The following is a 17,628-nucleotide window of genomic DNA, read 5'->3' as shown; positions in this document are numbered from 1 at the left end:
CGACGAACACCTGGCCACGCCGGCTTGTGCCCGCGGGGGTGCCCAAGAGAGCGCCGGGGGGGCGGGGGGGGGGGGGTGGGCGCGGGGGGGGGGGGGGGGGGGGGGGGGGCGGGGGGGCCGCCCCCCCTCCCCGTTCACGCCGCCTCGGCCTCCAGCTCGAACCAGACGGCCTTGCCCACTCCGTGCGGCCTGACGCCCCAGGCGTCCGCCAGGGACTGCACAAGGAACAGGCCCCTGCCGTTCGTACCGTCGTCGGCGATCGGTACGCGCAGCCGGGGTCTGCGGGCCACGAAGTCCCTTACTTCCACCCGCAGTCCGCGCGGTCCGACCGTGGCCGTCAGAAGCGCGTCGCGATCGGTGTGGACGATCGCGTTGGTGACGAGTTCGCTGGTGAGCAGTTCCGCTACATCGGATCGTCCGGTCCTCCCCCACTGCCCGAGCAGCTCCCGCAGGGCCCTGCGGGCTTCCGGCACGGCCCGCAGGTCCGCCCGCCCGAGTCTGCGCCTCAGCTGAGGCACGGGCACCTGCTCCGTGTCGTCGTCGGTCTTGTCCTCCACCGTCTTCGCCGAGAAGGCCCCTATCGTTATGGGACCGCCTCCCCGTGCCTGCCTCTCCATGACCCCCGCCCGCGCGCCGATGTCGGTTCCCCTCCTGCTCGAACACGTTCACGGGGATCCATGCCCCATCGGACACGCGGCAGTCATGTCGAGTCGTCAACGACCGGGTGTTCGGCCAATCGGACGGGACCGGCGGGCCGGGCTGCGGGCCGCTGAGCGGTACGGCGGTGGCGGGGAGGGGGACAAGAGGGTAGCCGGTCCATGTCCTCGGGCGGATCGTGACCGCAGGAGATCGGACGATGTGCCGATGGCCGGCTGCCGATCCTTGCGTACGCGACGAAGGAGCGGGGCAGCCGGCCCCCGTGCGCGGCGGTCCGGTGAAGTTGGCCGAAGTACGACGGTCTCTCCCCCGCGCCCTGACCGGAACAAGGCCGTCCTCCCCACCCCCGTGGCGGGAGGACGGCCCTGATTCTCTCCGCGTGCCGCGCGGTCAGTACAGCTTGTTGACGGCGGTGGTCGTCGTCTTCTTGAAGGCGGCCACGGGGGCGTCGTCGAAGTCGCCCATCTGCCCCCACTCGACGACGGTGACGGTCCGGCCGTCCTGTCCGACGGACAGCAGCGCGATGTCCGTGGCCCCCCAGGAGGTCTCGGTGTGCAGTCCGCGGACGCGGGCGCCCTCCTCGACCGGCAGCGTGCCGTAGTCCCGGCCCTCGGCCTCGACGTCCGGGGAGGACTCCTCGATGCGGTCTGCGCAGGTGCGGATCAGGTCGTCGTAGTGCTTCGCCAGGGCCTTGGCCTGGGCGGCTGTGCCCGTCACGACGGTCAGCTGCACGGCGCTGGTGTCCAGGTCGGTCCGGAACGTCCGGTGCCGGTAGTCGTAGTCGAGCACGCCCTCCGTACTGACGCAGAAGCCGAGTTCCTCCGGGAACCCCTCGGTGACCGGCCCGGCGGTCCAGGACGACGTCGGGTGCGGCGGCAGCTGGGACGCCGACAGGAACTTGGGCGCGGCGGCCTTCGGCGCGGCGCCGGCGGCCGGTGCCGTGAGGACCGTGCCCGCCGCGAGGGCGGCGACGGTGAGTGCGGTGAGAGCGCTCGTTCGGATACGCATGGACATGGGTGTTCCCCCGTGATGAGTGCGTGGACGTGGATGCCGCGGCGAGGCCGGCTGGTCGGCCCGGGCCTGGTCGGTGCGACACCAAGAGCATCAGCGGTCACAGCCGGCGGGCGCAACAGCCGGCGGCCGATCGGCCACGGTGGAACCATCCCAGCCCTTCTGACGTGCAGGTACAGGGATGCCTGGGATGCCGTCCCGGGCCGGGTCGGACCTTACGAGGCGGGGGAATCGTGTCGGCACAGGACGACGTGGACGACGTCGGGGAGTTCGCGGCGCTGCTGAGGGCGCTGAAGGAGCGCACCGACCGCAGTTACGGTTCGCTGGCCCGCCGTCTGGCCATGAACACCTCGACCCTGCACCGCTATTGCGCGGGCGAGGCGGTCCCTGTCGACTTCGCTCCCGTGGAGCGTTTCGCGGCGCTCTGCGGAGCGACCCCGGAGGAACGCCTGGAACTCCACCGCCGCTGGCTCCTGGCGGTGGCGGCCCGCCGACGGCCCCGTACGGCGAGTGCGGTGGAGGAGACGGCACCTCCTGCCGAGGAGCAGGACGACTCGGGTCCGGCCCCGCTCCCCCGCCGCCCCTGGTACCGGCGCAGACAGGTCGCGGTCGGGCTGGCCGCGGCCGGTGCGCTGCTCGCGACGCTCGGGGCCTTGTCCGCGCTGCCGGACGGACGGCGCCCCGCCGCCGACCGTGCCCGTACGGCCGGACCCACCGCGTCCGGCACGACGGAGGCGAAGGCGCCGGACCGGAGCGGCACCTCGCCCAGCCCGAGCGACTCCCCCACAACCAAGCGGCCTTCGGCTTCCGCCACTCCGAAGAACAAGCCCTCCCCCGCGCCCTCCTCCGACCCGAGCACCAGCCCGCCGAGCAGCGGGAGAAAGCCCGCCGTGCCCCTCACCTGGTCCGTCGACTCCCACGCCTGGAACCTCGGCTGCGGTCATGACTACGTGATCGCCAAGCCGCCCGGGCAGGTGCCACCGCCCCCGGCCCCGCAGGACGCCGGGACCTGGGCGGCGACGCAGGGCGCGGTGCACGGCAGGGAGACGCTCGTGGAGCTGTCGGTACAGGGGCGGACCGACACGGCCGTCGTGCTGAACGCGCTGCGGGTGCGCGTGGTGGGGCGTACGGCCCCCGCTCCGGGCAACGCCTACGCCATGGACCAGGGCTGCGGCGGTGCGGTCACCCCGCGCTACTTCGACGTGAACCTGGATAAGGACCGGCCCATCGCCCACGCGGTCGCCGGGAGCGACACCGGCGTGCCGATCCCGGCGGTGCGCATGCCGTACCGCGTCTCGGCCGAGGATCCCGAGGTGCTGCTGGTCACCGCCCGGACCGTGACCTGCGACTGCCGCTGGTACCTGGAGCTGGACTGGTCCTCCCAGGGCCGCAAGGGCACGGTCCGTATCGACGACGCCGGCCGCCCGTTCCGCACCAGCGGCATCAAGGGCCTGCCCCGGTACATGTACGACACTTCGGCACGCCAGTGGACGCCGTACAGCTGACCGCGCTCAAGGCCGGGGCACGTTGCGCAGGTTGCTCCGTGCCATCTGGACCATCCGGCCGACCCCGCCGTCCAGCACCATCTTCGAGGCGGACAGTGCGAAGCCGGTGACCATCTCGGCCTTGATCTTCGGCGGGATGGACAGCGCGTTGGGGTCGGTGACGACGTCGACGAGGGCCGGGCCCTTGTGCTTGAAGGCGTCCTTGAGGGCGCCGGCGAGATCCTTGGGCTTCTCGACCCGTACGCCGTACGCGCCGCAGGCCCGGGCGACGGCGGCGAAGTCGGGATTCTTGTTGGCGGTGCCGTAGGACGGCAGCCCGGCGACCAGCATCTCCAACTCGACCATGCCGAGGGAGGAGTTGTTGAAGAGGACGACCTTGACCGGGAGGTCGTACTGCACCAGCGTCAGGAAGTCGCCCATCAGCATGGAGAACCCGCCGTCGCCGGACATCGACACGACCTGCCGCTTGCGGTCGGTGAACTGCGCGCCGATCGCCATGGGCAGTGCGTTGGCCATCGAGCCGTGGGAGAAGGAACCGATGACGCGGCGGCGGCCGTTGGGCGAGATGTAGCGGGCGGCCCAGACGTTGTTCATGCCGGTGTCGACGGTGAACACGGCGTCGTCGTCGGCGATTTCGTCCAGCACGGACGCCACGTACTCGGGGTGGATCGGCGTGTGCTTCTCGACCTTGCGGGTGTACGCCTTCACCACCCCCTCCAGCGCGTCCGCGTGCTTCTTCAGCATCCGGTCCAGGAAGCGGCGGTTCTTCTTCTCCTGCACCCGCGGGATCAGACAGCGCAGCGTCTCGCGTACGTCGCCCCAGACCGCGAGGTCCAGTTTCGAGCGGCGGCCGAGGTGTTCGGGCCGGACGTCGACCTGGGCGATCTTCACGTCGTCGGGGAGGAAGGCGTTGTAGGGGAAGTCGGTGCCGAGCAGGATCAGCAGGTCGCACTCGTGGGTGGCCTCGTAGGCGGCGCCGTATCCGAGGAGCCCGCTCATGCCCACGTCGTACGGGTTGTCGTACTGGATCCATTCCTTGCCGCGCAGCGCGTGCCCCACCGGCGACTTGACCTTCCCGGCGAACTCCATGACCTCGGCGTGCGCGCCCGCGGTGCCGGCGCCGCAGAAGAGGGTCACCTTGCCGGCCTCGTCGATCATCTTCACGAGCCGGTCGATCTCCTCGTCACCCGGGCGGACCGTCGGCCGGGAGGTGACGAGGGCGGTCTCGACGGGCTTCTCCGGGGCGGGCTCGTCGGCGATGTCGCCGGGCAGGGAGACGACGCTGACGCCGCTGCGGCCGATGGCGTTCTGGATGGCGGTCTGGAGCAGCCGGGGCATCTGCTTGGGGCTGGAGATCAGCTCGCTGTAGTGGCTGCAGTCCTGGAACAGCCGGTCGGGGTGGGTCTCCTGGAAGAAGTTGAGGCCGATCTCGCCGGAGGGGATGTGGGAGGCGAGGGCGAGGACGGGCGCCATGGAGCGGTGGGCGTCGTACAGGCCGTTGATGAGGTGGAGGTTGCCGGGCCCGCAGGAGCCGGCGCAGGCGGCGAGCCCGCCGGTGATCTGGGCCTCGGCGCTTGCGGCGAAGGCGGCGGTCTCCTCGTGCCGGACATGGATCCAGTCGATGGCGGAGTTGCGCCGGACGGCGTCGACGACCGGGTTCAGGCTGTCGCCGACGACGCCGTAGAGGCGTTTGACTCCGGCGCGGGTCAGGATGTCGACGAACTGTTCCGCGACGTTCTGTTTGGCCATGGCTCTCGTGTGCCCCTTCGGTCTCCGGGGATCCCTCCGGGTTCCATCAAGTCACAGGGTGCGCGCTCACGCCTCCCACACGGCGGCGGCCGTACGGTCGTCCGCATAGCCCTTGACCCGCACTTGGGAGTCCGCGAGGAACGCGGCGAGGCCGGGCGGGTCGGGGCGGGACCACCGCTCGGCGAGGTAGTCGCCCAGTTCGGGTTCGCCGCGCAGCGGGTCGGCGAGGCCGCCGCTGCACAACAGGAGCGTGTCACCCGGGCGGGCGATGGAGGTACGGAAGCGGAAGGGTTCGCGGGGTGGTTCCGGGGCCGGTTCGTAAGGGCTGGGCGGGGTCGGGATTCCCAGGTCCATGGTGAACCGGTCGCCCTCGGGCGTCTCGGACGGCGGCGACCCGAACCCCATCACGGGCTCGCCCTTGATCTCGGCGACCTGCGGTTCGATGTCCTGCCACTCGCCCTCCCGCAGTCGGAACAGCCCGCCGGGCCCGACGCCGAAGAAGACGCGCGTACGGCACTCCGGATCGGCCGACAGCAGCAGACAGCGCAGGCCGGCGGCGTACTCCTCCGGGTCGACGCCCTGTTCGGAGGCGCTGGCGCGGAGCTTGCCGAGACTGCGGTCGGTGAGGCGGTGCAGCCCGGACTTGAGGTCGCCCCGCCGGCCATCCCTGATGTCCGCCACGAGCCGGGCATGACTGCGCCCGACGGCCCGTCCGATCCAGTGACAGGCCTCGGCGGCGGCCCGGTGCGCCCCCGGTGTTGCACGGGCCCCGGTTGCCATCGCCACCAGCAGCAGAGCGTGCTCGCCGGTGCCGAAGCGCGCGGTGAGCAACGAATCGCGCCGCGGCTCCCCCCGGTACCGCGCGGAGTCCCCCCGCACGGACACGGCCCGCAACGTACAGGCCCCGTACCGGGCCCCGTCGAGCACGGTGTCCGCGACGAGGTCGTCGAGATCATCGGGGTCGGCCGCCGGCAGCGCGATGGGTTCGGCGTCGTAGGTGGGCGGCCGGGACCCTACGTACCCGCGGGGGCGGGGGGAGGACGCTGGCCGCTCGATCCGGGGGGTGGGTTGGTCGGAGGGGGTGTGCGGCGGGGGCGCCGGGGCGAGTACCGGGTCGGCTGGGCGGGGTGGCGCGGACGGTGGATCGGCCGGGCGTGGTGGCGCGGACGGCGGGTCGGCCGGGGCGGGGAAGGCCTTCCCGCTGGGCTCGGTGGCCGGGAAAGCGGCCGCGCTGGACCCGCTGGCGGGGACCCCGGTACGGCCGGACTCGGCGACGGGAAACGCGGTCCCACCGGGCTCGGCGGGGCGGAACTCCGGGCTGGGCCAAGAGGGTGGGGTGGTCGGCAGGGGTGGAGGGGGCGGTGGTGGGATCTGAGGGCCCTCCGAGGGGCCGCGAGGGCCGGTCGGTGAGGTCGTGCCGCTCGTGGGTGGCCGATCGGGTACCTGACCGGCCCGTTCCGGCGGCTTCGTGGCGGTCGGGAAGGTCAGCGGGCCCTCGGGCCGGGAAGCCGGTGGCTCCCAGGGCGCGCGCGGCGCGTCCGTGGCCTCGTCGGCGGCTGCCCGGGGCGCCGGAACCACCCTCTCGGAGGCGGGCCGCTCGTCCGCCGGGTCCCCCACCGCCCCCGCCGCCGAGGCGAAGCGGTCGTCCAGGGAATCCGGGGCGGGTGCGGGGCCCGTGTCGTCGGTGGAGTCGTCGTACAAGTGCCTCCACCAGTCGTCGTCATGACCGGTGGGCCTTCCCCCCTGCTGACTCATGCCCCTAATTGTCCACCGCACGGCCGGGATGAAAACGGGGCTTCCGGAAAAACCGGTCCGTCACGGCACCCTGAAACGACGGCTCGAGTGATCCCTAGAACGGCCATGCGATAAGGGCAGGCGGCGGGCCCCGGGCGGCTGACCTGCGGTCCTGACCACGGCCACGCTCCTGACCTGCGTCTTCTCACGGATTCCGGCAGGCTGGTCAGATGGGAGTGTGGGACCTCCTGCTGGTCGGGCTGGTCATCCTGCTCGGTCTGTGCGGAGTGCTGCTGCCCGCGGTGCCCGGGTCGTTGCTGGTGTGGGCCGCGGTCATGTGGTGGGCGCTGAAGGATCCCCAGCCCGTCGCGTGGTGGACCCTGGTGGGTGCCACGGTCCTGATGTTCGTCTCCCAGGGCGTGCGCTGGGCCCTGCCGCCCCGGCGGCTCCGCGCGAGCAGCGCCAACCGCCGCATGCTGGCCTGGGCCGGAGGCGGCTCCACCGTCGGCTTCGTCCTGCTCCCCGTGCTCGGCGCGATCCCCGGATATCTGGCCGGTATCTACCTCTACGAACGCCGCCGCCTCGGCCGCCACGGCGACGCGGTCGCCGCCCTGCGTCAGGTGATGCGCTCGGGCGGCTCCAGCATCCTGGCCGAACTGTTCACCTGCCAGCTGATAGCGGCGGCCTGGATCGGCGCGGTCTTCTGGGGCTGACAACGCCCCCGCGAGGCGGTCTAGAGCACGCCCTCGTGCGTGAGCAGCCGTACCTTGCGTTCCAGGCCGCCCGCGTAGCCGGTCAGGGTGCCGTCGGCGCCGATCACCCGATGGCACGGCCGGACGACCAGCAGCGGATTGGCGCCGATCGCACCGCCGACGGCCCGTACGGCCGCCCTGGGCGCTCCGATCCGCGCGGCGATCTCGCCGTAGGTCGCGGTCGAGCCGTAGGGGATGTCGTCCAGCGCGGCCCAGACCTTCTCCCGGAACGCCGTGCCTTCGGTGCGCCACGGCAGCCGGAACTCCTTCAGTTCCCCGGCGAAGTAGGCGGCGAGCTGCTCCTCGGCCTCCCGGAAGGGCCCGTCGTCCCGCCGCCAGTCGTCCAGCACCGCCCGTCCGCCCTTCTGCCCGGGCACGGACAGCGAGGTCAGCTCGCCGGTCGGGGCGGCGGTGAGCAGCAGTGGCCCGAGCGGGCCTTCCGCTGTCGTCCAGTACGTCGTGGTCATCACAACTCCCACTCCCCTGCTGCGCGCAGGTGGTTCAAGGCGTACGAGCGCCAGGGGCGCCAGCTGTCGGGGACGTCGAGGCCGGGCGGGGCCACGTCCGGGTCGCCGAGGGCGCGGGTGCGGATCTCGGCGATGGTACGGGCGTCCAGGCCGGGCACGGCACGCAGGGCGTCCTGCGCGTCGTCCCGGTCGGCGCCCGGGTCGAGGCGTACGGCGTGGTCGGCGAGGGCGGCGGTGAGCGCACCGAGGGTGCCGCCGGGCTCGGCCCCGGCGAGGACGGCCGGCTCGGGGAAGAGGTGGGTGAGGCTGCCGCAGGGGGCGTCGAGCGCCTTGCCGTACCTCCGTACGAGCCGTTCCGCCTCCGTCCGGCCGGCCAGCGCGCGCACCGCGAGTTCCTCCGGGTCGGCGGTGCCCGGCGAGCGCAGCCCGGGCCGGGCGGCGACCAGGGGCGCGAGCCGTGGGTCGGCGGCCAGGCGCTCGTCGACGGCGTAGGGGTCTGCGTCGAGGTCGAACAGCCGCCGCAGCCGCTGTACGGCGGTGGTCAGGTCGCGGGGGTCGGTGAGGTGCAGCCGGGCGTCGAGCCAGCCGCCGGGGTGGGCGCCGAGCCCGGTGCGGGCGGTGCCGGGGCGTTCGTCGACGGCGACGATGCCGGTGCCGTACGGGAGCCGGAGCGTGCGCCGGTAGGTGCGTGCGCCGGGCGGGCCGATCACGTCCTCGACGCCGGGTACGGCCTCGCGTTCCAGCAGGTCGAAGACGGGTCCCGCCTGGTAGGGGCCGCGGTGGGCGAGCCGCAGCGGGATGCCGGCGTTCGGGGTGGCCGTACGGCGGTTCCGGCTGCCCTTCGGGACGGCGGCGGCGCGCAGCTCGCTCGGTGTCGAGGCGTACACGGCCCGGATCGTGTCGTTGAATTGCCTGATGCTGGCGAAACCCGACGCGAATCCGATTTCGGTGACCGGCAGCCCGGTGGTCTGGAGCAGCACCCGCGCGGTGTGGGCCCGCTGGGCCCGGGCGAGCGCGACCGGCCCGGCGCCGAGTTCGGCGGTGAGCTGCCGCTGGACCTGCCGTGCGCTGTAGCCGAGCCGGGTGGCGAGACCGGCGACGCCCTCCCGGTCGACCACGCCGTCGGTGATCAGCCGCATGGCCCGGCCCACCACGTCCGCGCGGACGTTCCACTCGGCGGAGCCGGGCACGGCGTCCGGCCGGCAGCGTCGGCAGGCCCGGAAGCCCGAGCCCTGCGCGGCGGCGGCCGTGGCGAAGAACCGTACGTTGGCCCGCTTCGGGGTGACCGCGGGGCAGCTCGGCCGGCAGTAGATGCCGGTCGTCTCGACGGCGAAGAAGAACACGCCGTCGAAACGGGCGTCGCGGCTGCGCACGGCCTCGTACCTGGTGTCCTCGTCCGTTACCTGGTCTCTCACACGTCCAGTCTCCGCCGTGGGCCGGCCTGTCGCTGGCGGGAATCGGACATGGCGCTTCGGGTGTCCGGCCTCGTCAGGGGGCGGGCCGCGCCTCGCGGCGTGCCAGGTGGGCCTCCACGGCACCTCGGGCGAGGGCGGCCACGCGGCCCTCGGACCATGGCGTGGGCTCGGCCGTCAGCCGGTTGTGATGCATGTGGAGCAAGGAGGCCAGTACCGCGTCCACCGTGTCGGCGTCGGCGGGCGCCTCGGTCAGGCACCGGCGCAGGCTGTCGGCGGCGGCCGCACGGGTCCGCCAGGCGGCCAGGAGCGGCGCCGCCCAGGCCTCCTCGCGCAGGGCCGCGAAGTCGCCGAACGGGTCGACGAGCCGCAGCGCCTGCGCACGGTGGTCGCGGAAGAAGCGGTGGTGTTCGTCGCGGGGGGCGACCGCGAGCAGGCGCCGGGCGCGCTCGGCCGGGGTGCCCGGGACGAGGTGCCAGGCGAGATGGGCCCGGCCGGCCGCCGTGAGGGGCAGCGGGCCGGCCGGTGGCCGGGCGTGGTCGAGCAGACGGAGCTGGGCGAGGGCCGCCGCGCTGTCGGCGTGGAACACGCGTTCCGCCGCCTCCATGGTCCGGGCCGTGCCTCCGTACCGCTCCGTCTCCGGGTCGTAGGTGTCCAGGACCAGCCGGCCGACGAGCCTGTGCCGCCGCAGGTCCGCCGCCAGGTCGTGGAGCGCGGGCAGGATCTCCCCGTACAGCGTCGGTGGATCGCCGTGCAGACGCAGCCGCAGATGGGGGTCCGGGTCGGCGTACCGGACGAAGAACCAGCGGTCCGCCCCGGGCGGCAAGGATTCCAGCAGCTCCGGCAGGTGGCGGGCAAGGACCGTGTCCTGGAGCGGGCCGGGGCAGTACAGCTTGGCGTACAGCCATGAGCCTCCCGGCAGGCCGCCCGCGGCGTCGTCGCCACGGCGGACGAGCGGACGCCGGGTGACGGCCGGGGCTGCGGTGAGGTCGGAGGGCTCGCGGCGCAGCAACGGCACGGAGATCTCGGCGGCGTGCGTGCCCTGCGGTCCGGTGAGCCAGCCCGTGCCGTCCCCGGTCAGGTCGGGCCTCTCGTGCAGCGGGGTGCCTGGGTCGCGCCGCAGTTCCTCGCGCAGCAGACGGGCGTCCGCCGTGCGGGACAGGTCCAGCGGCAGCAGGCGGTCACCGCTGCCGGCCTCGACCACATCGGGCACCCCCAGCCGGCGCCGCCACGACTCCAGCGCCTCCGACCAGGCGGCGAACCCCGTTCGCTGGTCCAGGACATCGGCGTCCCGGACCAGCCACCGGGACCGGCACAGCACGGTCCGGCCGTGTCGTACGGCGGGCAGCCAGGGCCAGTCCTTCGCCGTCCCCCAGTCCCAGCCGAGCAGCGGCCGGACGTGGTCGACGCTGAGCAGATGCAGCAGGCGTACGTGCGGGGGCGCCAGCAGTCGGGTGTCGAGCATGTGGAAGGTCGCCGCGGCGACCTCCTGCCCGTCGTGCCGGAGCGACACCAGCCGCAACCGGTCGAGCTCGCCGACCACCGCCAGTTCGTCGAGTGCGAGGTTCCCCGGGTCCGAGCCCTCCCCGAACGTGCCGGGTGCCACGGTGTGTTCGATCCAGCGGGGAGTGCGGACGACGTTGCCGGCGCGGGACAGGGCCGGGCGGAAGACCGACTGGACCGGGAGGACCTGAGCGTTCGGCGAGGCGGCACCGGCGAGTGCCGTGGACGCCGTCCCGGCGAACGCCCGCCCCGCCTCGGGCAGCAGATGGGCGAAGCGTGCCGCGAGGGAGCCGGCGGGCCAGGTGCCGGTGAGCTGGGCGGACACGACAAGGGTGAACCGCCCCGCGTTGAGGGCCTGTTGGGACGACGCCAGGAGCTGGAAGACCAGCTCGGCCGAGGGCGGAGGGACACCGGAGTCGTCGCCGAGGGCGTCCAGATCCCGGTCGGTGAGGACGATCTCGCGCGCACCGGACGCGGTCGCCTCCTGGGCCAGGGCCGTCAGAACACGGTCCCGGCTCCCTGGCCGCGTCGTCGCGTCCGGCAGCGGAGGGCCGAGTCCGACGACCGGATCGAGGAGCTCGGCCACCGGTACGGCCCGTGCGAGGCCGTACCGTTCGAGGAAGTCGCGATGGTACGAGGCGAGCGGACGCGTCGTCCCGGTGGCCGGCGGGCCGAGGCGCCACAGCAGGTCCGCCGCGCGCCGTGCCTCCTCGGCGACCGCGTTCGGAAGGGTGACGTCCGCGTCGAGTGCGGTGTCCACGGCGAGGCGGTACGGGCGCTGGGCCAGGGCGTCCATGCGGTCCTCGGCCGCGCGCAGCGCGAGCAGCCCCCGGCCCGGTGGGCGTTCGGCGTAGTCGGCGAGTGCGGCGGCCACCCCCGCGAGCCGCCGTGCCTCGCCCGTCGCGGCCGGTACACCCGCCAGGCGGTCGGTCACGTGCGCCAGCGGATCAGCCGCTCCGGGCGGCGGCGACAGGTCCGTCAGCAGGAGGCCGAGGGTGACGAGTTCCGTGACCAGCTTCTCGATCGCCCCGGCGGGCGCGGCGGGCAGCCGGGCACGGAGATGTTCCGTGAGAGCGGCATGGGTCACCGGCCGACGGGCGTGCTCGAAGGCCGCCGCCACGGCCGCCGTCCAGCGCACCGACACCTCACGCGGTTCCTCCGCCTCCGCGGGCCCGGCATCCGACGCGGCAGGCGCGTAGGGCAGGACCAGACGGTCGCCGCGCCGCACGCACAGACCGTTGGCCGACAGGCGCAGTCCGGCCAGGATCGCCGGGTCCCGCTCCCAGCGCTGCGTCAGACAGGCCAGCCACTCGGCGTCGGGACGGGCCGACTTGCCGTGCGCCGCCCCGAGCCGCACCCGGGCGGTCTCGCCGAACCGGGCCTGTGCGACGCCCGCCAGCAGCCCGAACGGCGTGGGCCGGCCGGCCATCCGCGCGCGGTAGCGCAGCACCGCCCGCCAGGTGCGGCGCAGCGCGGACAGGGACACGTCCCCGCCCGCGCGCACGGACTCCAGCCGCCGGCCGAGGGAGGGGCTGGACAGGGCCAGGGCCTCGTGCAGCAGCGGATCGTCGGTCAGTTCCGTGACGGCCGCGCGCAGCGCCTTGGCCTCGTCCGTCACGTCGGCCGGATCCGGTGTGGCCGGTGTCCGCAGCGTGTCGACGGGGAGCAGCGGGGAGCGCAGCAGGGCCGTGCCCAGATGCTCGAAGACCGGGTCGGACGGCATCCGCGTCCGACCCGGTTCCGAAGGGCCGTTCCGGGTCACAGCGTCGGGAACGGCAGCGTGCCGTGCTGGGTCGCCTGCCGGGCGGCGCCGGACCAGGGGTGCATGGTGTGGCTGGTCCGCTGTCCGACGGCACCCGACCATGGGTGCATGGTGCTGCCGCTGGTCCGCTGCCCGACGGCACCCGACCAAGGGTGCAAGGTGCCGCTGGTGCGCTGCCCGACAGCACCGGACCGCGGGTGCGGGGTCGTCGAGGTGGCTGCCTGCGGGGCGGCTCCCGACCACGGGTGCAGGGTCTGCTCGGTCGTCAACCGCACAGCCGCTCCCGACCACGGGTTCATGGTGCCGCCGCTCGTCAGCGCGGCAGCGTGCCCCTCCCCCGCTCCGGTCTGCCGCGTGTCGAGGTCGAACGGATCGTCGTGCACGGTGCTCTCCTCTCGGATCGTCGGATCGTCGTGGACCCGTCCACCGTCGCCCGGCCCGCTCTCGGCCCGGTCACGTCCGGCTCTCACCGGCCCGGCCACGCGAGAGTCACCCTGTGTAGCATCATGAATGCGATGGGTGCACGCTACGAGTTCATGGTGCTGGGGCCGCTGGAGATCCGGCGGGACGGAGTGCCCGTGCCGCTCGGCGCGGCGCGGCTGCGGGCCCTGCTGGCCGCGCTGCTGGTGGACGCCGGACGGACCGTGCCGGTGGAGTGCCTCGCCCGCCGGGTGTGGGGCGATCGGCAGCCCGCCCGTGTCCCCAACACCCTGCAGAACTACGTGCTGCGGCTGCGCCGCGCCCTCGAACGCGACCTTCTCCTGACCCGCCCGTCGGGCTATCTGCTCGACGTCACCCCGCAGGACGTGGACCTGCACCGCTTCACGGCACTGGTCCGGCGTGGTCGTACGGCACTGGAGGCGGGGCGCCCGGCGGACGCGTCCGGCCCGCTGCACGAGGCCGTCCGGCTCTGGCGGGGCGACCCACTGCCCGACCTGCCGGCCGAGTCACTGCGGGAGGTGCTGCCCGCCCTGGGCGAGGCCCTTCTCGACGCCCTGGAACTGCGGATCGACGCCGATCTGGCGCTGGGCCGGCACGCCCGGGTGCTCTCCGAACTGCGCGCCCTCGCCGGGGCACACCCCCTGCGTGAACGCTTTCACGAGCAGCGGATGCTGGCCCTGCACCGGAGCGGACGGCAGGGCGAGGCCCTCGACTGCTACCGGGAGGCGGCGGCCACCCTCGCACGGGAACTGGGCGTCGACCCCGGGGCCGGGCTGCGTGAAGCGCACCGCCGGGTGCTGTCCGGTGACGACACTCCCGCCGTCTTCACCGGCCGGGACCGGACCGCGGGCCGGCTGCCCGCCGAGACCACGTCGTTCGTCGGCCGCGCGAGGGAACTCCACCACGTCGCCGACCTGTTGGCGCGGACCCGGCTGGTGACCCTGACCGGTGTCGGCGGAGTCGGCAAGACCCGGCTGGCGCTGCGCGCCGCGACCAGGTCGGCCCATGCCTTCCCGGACGGGGTGTGGCTCGCGGACCTGGCACCGCTGACCGATCCGGGCCTGCTGGACCGGGCGGTGGCGGAGTCGCTCGGTCTGCGCAACCACTCCAGCCGGCCCGTGGCCGACGCGGTGACCGAGCATCTGCGCGACCGACGGCTGCTGTTGGTCCTGGACAACTGCGAGCACCTGGTGGAGCCGGTCGCCGCCCTGGTGCTGCGGCTGCTGCGGTGGGCGCCGGAGCTGACCGTGCTGGCCACCAGCCGGGAGCGGCTGGCCGTCCTGGGAGAGCATGTCGTCGTGGTCCCCGGCCTCGCCCTGCCCGAGCGGGCCGACGACACCGGCTGCGAGGCGCTGCGGCTGCTCGCCGACCGGGCCGCGGCCTCGGCGCCCGGCTTCCGCGTCACGGAGGCGAACCGTGCCGCCGTGGCCGAGCTGTGCCGTCGCCTGGACGGCATCCCGCTCGCCGTGGAGTTGGCCGCCGTACGGCTGAACACCCTGGCCGCCGGGGAGATCCTGGACCGGCTCGACGACCGCTTCCGGCTGCTGGCCGCGCCCCGGGGCGGCGGCCCGGACGACCGGCGGCGCACCCTGCGCCAGGTCATCGACTGGAGTCACGATCTGTGCACCGAGGCCGAGCGGCTGCTGTGGAGCCGGGTCTCCGTCTTCACCGGCAGCTTCGACCTCGACGCCGCCGAGGCGGTCTGCACGGGCGGGGCACTCGCCCCGGGGGACGTCCGTGATCTGCTGGCGGCGCTCGTCGACAAGTCGATCGTGTACGCCGGTCATGCCGGGCCGCGGGTCAGATACCGGCTGCTGGAGACGATCCGCCAGTACGGCCGGGACCGGCTCGACGAACGCGGTGACGTGTCGGCGATGCGGCTGCGCCACGTACGCCACTACCGGGACCTCGCCGCCCGGGCCGCCGCCGAGTGGTGCGGGCCGCGGGAGGTGGACTGGCTCACCCGGCTCCGTCTCGACCTGCCCAACATCCGTTCGGCGCTCGACCTGTGCGCATCCGAGCCGGACCTGACGGGCACGGGCCTGGACATCGCGGTCGACCTGAGCCGCTCCCGGAGCTGGTTCTTCAGCAGCACGCTCGGGGAGGGCCGGCACTGGCTGGAGCGGCTGCTGGCCCGCCCGGACGGCACGATCGGGCCGGAGCAGGACGTCGCCGCCCGCGCGATGACGGTGTGGGTCTCCCTCTGCCAGGGCGACCGGACCTCCGTCCGGGCCTTCCTGGACGCCTATTGGCCGACCGGTGCCGCCCCGACGGTCCACCCCGCGGTCCGGTTCGTCGAGGGCGCCTACGCCCTGCTCGTCGACGGCGACACCTCGGCGGTGGACCGGCTCGCCGGTGCCCGCGAGGCGTTCCTGGCCGCAGGGCTGCCGGGGGACGCGCACATGGCCACCATGATGTGGGCCATGGCCGCCGCCTTCATGGGCCCCCGCGACACCGCCCTGGCCACCCGCGAGGTGTATACCGCCGAGGCCGAGGCGTCCGGCGCCGAGTGGGCCAGGAGCTGGGCGGCCTGGTGTGCGGGGATCGCCGAGCTGCGGTACGGCGATCCGGCGCGGGCCCTGCCCCGGCTGCGGGACGCCCTGGCCCGGCAGCGGGCGGTCGGCGACAGCTGGGGCCCGGTGTGGGGGGTGGAGAGCCTGGCGTGGGCGACGGCCGCCGTGGCCCGGCCCGGCCCGGCGGCCACGCTGCTCGGTGCCGCCGAAGGGCTGCGCCGGGACATGGGGGTGGACCTGACCGGCCTGCTGCCGTTCCACACCGCGCACCTGTCCGCGGAGCGGCGCGTCCGGGAGGAACTCGGCGACGAGGCCTACGTCATGGCGCACGACGTGGGCTTCACGGCGGCCGACCGGGTGGCCCTGGCCCTGGAACTCACCTCGGCGAAGCGACCGGATGGTCTTCGAGAGCGACCGGACGGTCTCTAGGGAACGTAGAACTCGGTGTCGTAGTACCAGTCGTCGACACCGTTGAGCCGCAGCCGGCCGGCGACCACGAAGATCGACTCGTTGCCGACGTACTTGGTCGGCGCGAGGCATCCGCGGGTGAGGCCGGCTTTGAGCGTGAAGCCGGCGCAGTCCACGTCGCTGCCGAAGTTGCCGCTCACCGCACCACTGATCGACACCGCCACGCTCGCCGCGTTCTGCACGACCAGGACGGCCTGGCCGTACCTGCTGCCGTTGATGACGGCGCAGACCTTGAACTTGACGTTGTCGGAGACCTTGTGGGTCTTGTAGCCACCGCAGTGCCAGGTGGGATTGGTGTCCACCGCCTGCCAACCCTGCGCGGCGCCGGCCGGCGCGGCGGTGACCGCGAGTACCCCCGCCGCGGCCGCCGCCGCACCCAGAGCTCTGAAACGCATATCGCCATCCCCCTCGATACGAACACTTGACCGCCCGTCGGGCGGCCGCTGATCATATCCGGCCGATGGCGGAGCGCCTACGAACGCCAGTGTGCTCCGCGCTTGGCCTCCATCGCCGCCCGTCCGATCGCCCCCTTCCGCTTCCAGTCCTTGCGGATCTCGGCGCGGAGCCGGGCGTCCGTCTTGGCGACGATGCGCTGGTTCTCCCGCAGGAGCTTGCGGTAGCTGTCCAGCCGCCGCTCCGGCAGCTCGCCGGTCTCGATGGCGGCCAGCACCGCGCAGCCCGGCTCGGCCTCGTGGGCGCAGTCGTGGAAGCGGCACCGCTCGGCCAGTTCCTCGATCTCGGAGAACACCTGGCCGACGCCGGTCTCGGCGTCCCAGAGTCCGACGCCCCGCAGTCCGGGGGTGTCGATCAGGACCCCGCCGCCGGGCAGGGCGAGCAGGTTGCGGGTGGTGGTGGTGTGCCGGCCCTTGCCGTCGGCGTCCCGGGTGGCCTGGACGTCCATGACGTCCTCGCCGAGCAGCGCGTTGGCGAGGGTCGACTTGCCCGCGCCGGACTGTCCGAGCAGCACGGACGTACCACCGGCGACGATCGCCGCGAGCACGTCGAGCCCGTCCCCGTCGAGGGAGCTGACGGGCACCACCGGCACGCCGGGGGCGCTGGTCTCCACGTCCTGGACGAGATGGGAGAGGGTGACGGCGTCCGGCACGAGGTCGGCCTTGGAGAGGACGACGACGGGCTGTGCCCCGGACTCCCAGGCGAGCGCGAGGAACCGTTCGATGCGGCCCAGGTCGAGCTCGAGGGCGAGGGACACGGCGACGATGGCGTGGTCGACGTTGGCCGCGAGGATCTGACCCTCGGACCGCTTGGAGGAGGTGGAGCGGACGAACGCGGTGCGGCGCGGCAGGTACGTCCGGACGTAGCGCGGGTTCCCGCCGGGTTCGACGGCGACCCAGTCGCCGGTGCAGACGACCCGCATCGGGTCGTGCGGCGTGACGAACGCGGTGTCGGCCCGCAGGATCCCGTCGGCGGTGACGACATCGCACTGCCCGCGGTCGACCCGGATCACGCGTCCGGGCAGCAGTCCTTCGGTGTCGTAGGCGGCGAACTCGGCCGCCCATGCCTCGTCCCAGCCGTAGGGAGCGAGCGCGGAGGAAACGGATGAAGCGGAGCTGGAAGTCAAGGGTGACCCTTCCCAGGTCGGCCCCCGGCCCGACAGACGGTCGGATCAGCCGGTGACCATGGAGGTGGACTTGAT

Annotated in this window: 13 protein-coding genes; 3 read left to right on the top strand and 10 right to left on the bottom strand. The window is 73.7% G+C overall.

Annotated features, from left to right (window positions below):
• Positions 1-134: 134 nt before the first annotated feature.
• Positions 135-557 carry an ATP-binding protein gene (locus ACFT32_RS32515; RefSeq protein WP_382496435.1) on the bottom strand — a complete coding sequence of 141 codons (423 nt, stop codon included), beginning with the start codon at positions 555-557 and terminating at the stop codon, positions 135-137.
• A 490-nt stretch (positions 558-1,047) separates the two neighbouring features.
• Complete coding sequence (locus tag ACFT32_RS32510; RefSeq protein WP_382496433.1) at positions 1,048-1,671, bottom strand: hypothetical protein; 624 nt, start codon at positions 1,669-1,671, stop codon at positions 1,048-1,050.
• 230 nt (positions 1,672-1,901) lie between these two features.
• Between ACFT32_RS32510 and ACFT32_RS32505 the strand changes: the two genes are divergently transcribed.
• Positions 1,902-3,173, top strand: a complete 1,272-nt coding sequence (locus ACFT32_RS32505) for a helix-turn-helix domain-containing protein (RefSeq protein ID WP_382496431.1) — start codon at positions 1,902-1,904, stop codon at positions 3,171-3,173.
• A 6-nt stretch (positions 3,174-3,179) separates the two neighbouring features.
• Here the strand turns inward: ACFT32_RS32505 and ACFT32_RS32500 are convergent, their stop codons facing one another.
• Both ACFT32_RS32500 and ACFT32_RS32495 read right to left on the bottom strand, forming a co-directional pair.
• On the bottom strand, positions 3,180-4,922 hold the full coding sequence (locus ACFT32_RS32500; protein WP_382496429.1) for a pyruvate dehydrogenase: 1,743 nt from the start codon (positions 4,920-4,922) through the stop codon (positions 3,180-3,182).
• Between the two features lie 66 nt (positions 4,923-4,988).
• A complete protein-coding gene (locus ACFT32_RS32495) occupies positions 4,989-6,677 on the bottom strand; it encodes a protein phosphatase 2C domain-containing protein (protein ID WP_382496427.1) in 1,689 nt (562 codons plus the stop codon).
• A 209-nt stretch (positions 6,678-6,886) separates the two neighbouring features.
• Between ACFT32_RS32495 and ACFT32_RS32490 the strand changes: the two genes are divergently transcribed.
• Complete coding sequence (locus ACFT32_RS32490) at positions 6,887-7,369, top strand: DUF456 domain-containing protein (RefSeq protein ID WP_382496425.1); 483 nt, start codon at positions 6,887-6,889, stop codon at positions 7,367-7,369.
• Positions 7,370-7,389: 20 nt separating this feature from the next.
• Here the strand turns inward: ACFT32_RS32490 and ACFT32_RS32485 are convergent, their stop codons facing one another.
• The 4 genes from ACFT32_RS32485 to ACFT32_RS32470 all read right to left on the bottom strand — a co-directional run bounded on the left by ACFT32_RS32485 (position 7,390) and on the right by ACFT32_RS32470 (position 12,935).
• Positions 7,390-7,875, bottom strand: a complete 486-nt coding sequence (locus ACFT32_RS32485; protein WP_382496423.1) for a methylated-DNA--[protein]-cysteine S-methyltransferase — start codon at positions 7,873-7,875, stop codon at positions 7,390-7,392.
• Positions 7,875-9,290 (bottom strand): DNA-3-methyladenine glycosylase 2 family protein, encoded by a 1,416-nt coding sequence (locus tag ACFT32_RS32480; RefSeq protein ID WP_382496422.1) that lies wholly within the window; start codon positions 9,288-9,290, stop codon positions 7,875-7,877. Before ACFT32_RS32480 ends, ACFT32_RS32485 begins: the two co-directional genes overlap by 1 nt.
• Before the next feature lie 73 nt (positions 9,291-9,363).
• Positions 9,364-12,513: a lantibiotic dehydratase gene (locus tag ACFT32_RS32475; RefSeq protein ID WP_382496420.1), complete on the bottom strand. Its 3,150-nt coding sequence runs from the start codon at positions 12,511-12,513 to the stop codon at positions 9,364-9,366.
• A gap of 35 nt (positions 12,514-12,548) precedes the next feature.
• A complete protein-coding gene (locus tag ACFT32_RS32470; RefSeq protein WP_382496418.1) occupies positions 12,549-12,935 on the bottom strand; it encodes a hypothetical protein in 387 nt (128 codons plus the stop codon).
• Between the two features lie 132 nt (positions 12,936-13,067).
• Here ACFT32_RS32470 and ACFT32_RS32465 point away from each other — a divergent pair, with 132 nt between their 5' ends.
• Positions 13,068-15,935 (top strand): BTAD domain-containing putative transcriptional regulator, encoded by a 2,868-nt coding sequence (locus ACFT32_RS32465; RefSeq protein ID WP_382496416.1) that lies wholly within the window; start codon positions 13,068-13,070, stop codon positions 15,933-15,935.
• Here ACFT32_RS32465 and ACFT32_RS32460 read toward each other — a convergent pair.
• Both ACFT32_RS32460 and rsgA read right to left on the bottom strand, forming a co-directional pair.
• Positions 15,932-16,369: a hypothetical protein gene (locus tag ACFT32_RS32460; protein ID WP_382496415.1), complete on the bottom strand. Its 438-nt coding sequence runs from the start codon at positions 16,367-16,369 to the stop codon at positions 15,932-15,934. The two genes, ACFT32_RS32465 and ACFT32_RS32460, sit on opposite strands and share 4 nt — an antisense overlap.
• A gap of 77 nt (positions 16,370-16,446) precedes the next feature.
• On the bottom strand, positions 16,447-17,553 hold the full coding sequence (gene rsgA / locus ACFT32_RS32455; protein WP_382496413.1) for a ribosome small subunit-dependent GTPase A: 1,107 nt from the start codon (positions 17,551-17,553) through the stop codon (positions 16,447-16,449).
• Between the last annotated feature and the right edge of the window lie 75 nt (positions 17,554-17,628).

This window comes from Streptomyces sp. NPDC057002 (assembly GCF_042673825.1).
Lineage (GTDB): Bacteria > Actinomycetota > Actinomycetes > Streptomycetales > Streptomycetaceae > Streptomyces.
This window is presented reverse-complemented; position numbering and strand designations above follow the sequence as displayed.

What these genes read in the sequence shown, in the direction of transcription:
- ACFT32_RS32510 (WP_382496433.1), bottom strand. Translation starts at nt 1,671, where the DNA reads ATGTCCATGCGTATCCGAACGAGCGCTCTCACCGCACTCACCGTCGCC.
- ACFT32_RS32500 (WP_382496429.1), bottom strand. Translation starts at nt 4,922, where the DNA reads ATGGCCAAACAGAACGTCGCGGAACAGTTCGTCGACATCCTGACCCGC.
- ACFT32_RS32495 (WP_382496427.1), bottom strand. Translation starts at nt 6,677, where the DNA reads ATGAGTCAGCAGGGGGGAAGGCCCACCGGTCATGACGACGACTGGTGG.
- ACFT32_RS32490 (WP_382496425.1), top strand. Translation starts at nt 6,887, where the DNA reads ATGGGAGTGTGGGACCTCCTGCTGGTCGGGCTGGTCATCCTGCTCGGT.
- ACFT32_RS32485 (WP_382496423.1), bottom strand. Translation starts at nt 7,875, where the DNA reads ATGACCACGACGTACTGGACGACAGCGGAAGGCCCGCTCGGGCCACTG.
- ACFT32_RS32475 (WP_382496420.1), bottom strand. Translation starts at nt 12,513, where the DNA reads ATGCCGTCCGACCCGGTCTTCGAGCATCTGGGCACGGCCCTGCTGCGC.
- ACFT32_RS32465 (WP_382496416.1), top strand. Translation starts at nt 13,068, where the DNA reads ATGGGTGCACGCTACGAGTTCATGGTGCTGGGGCCGCTGGAGATCCGG.
- ACFT32_RS32460 (WP_382496415.1), bottom strand. Translation starts at nt 16,369, where the DNA reads ATGCGTTTCAGAGCTCTGGGTGCGGCGGCGGCCGCGGCGGGGGTACTC.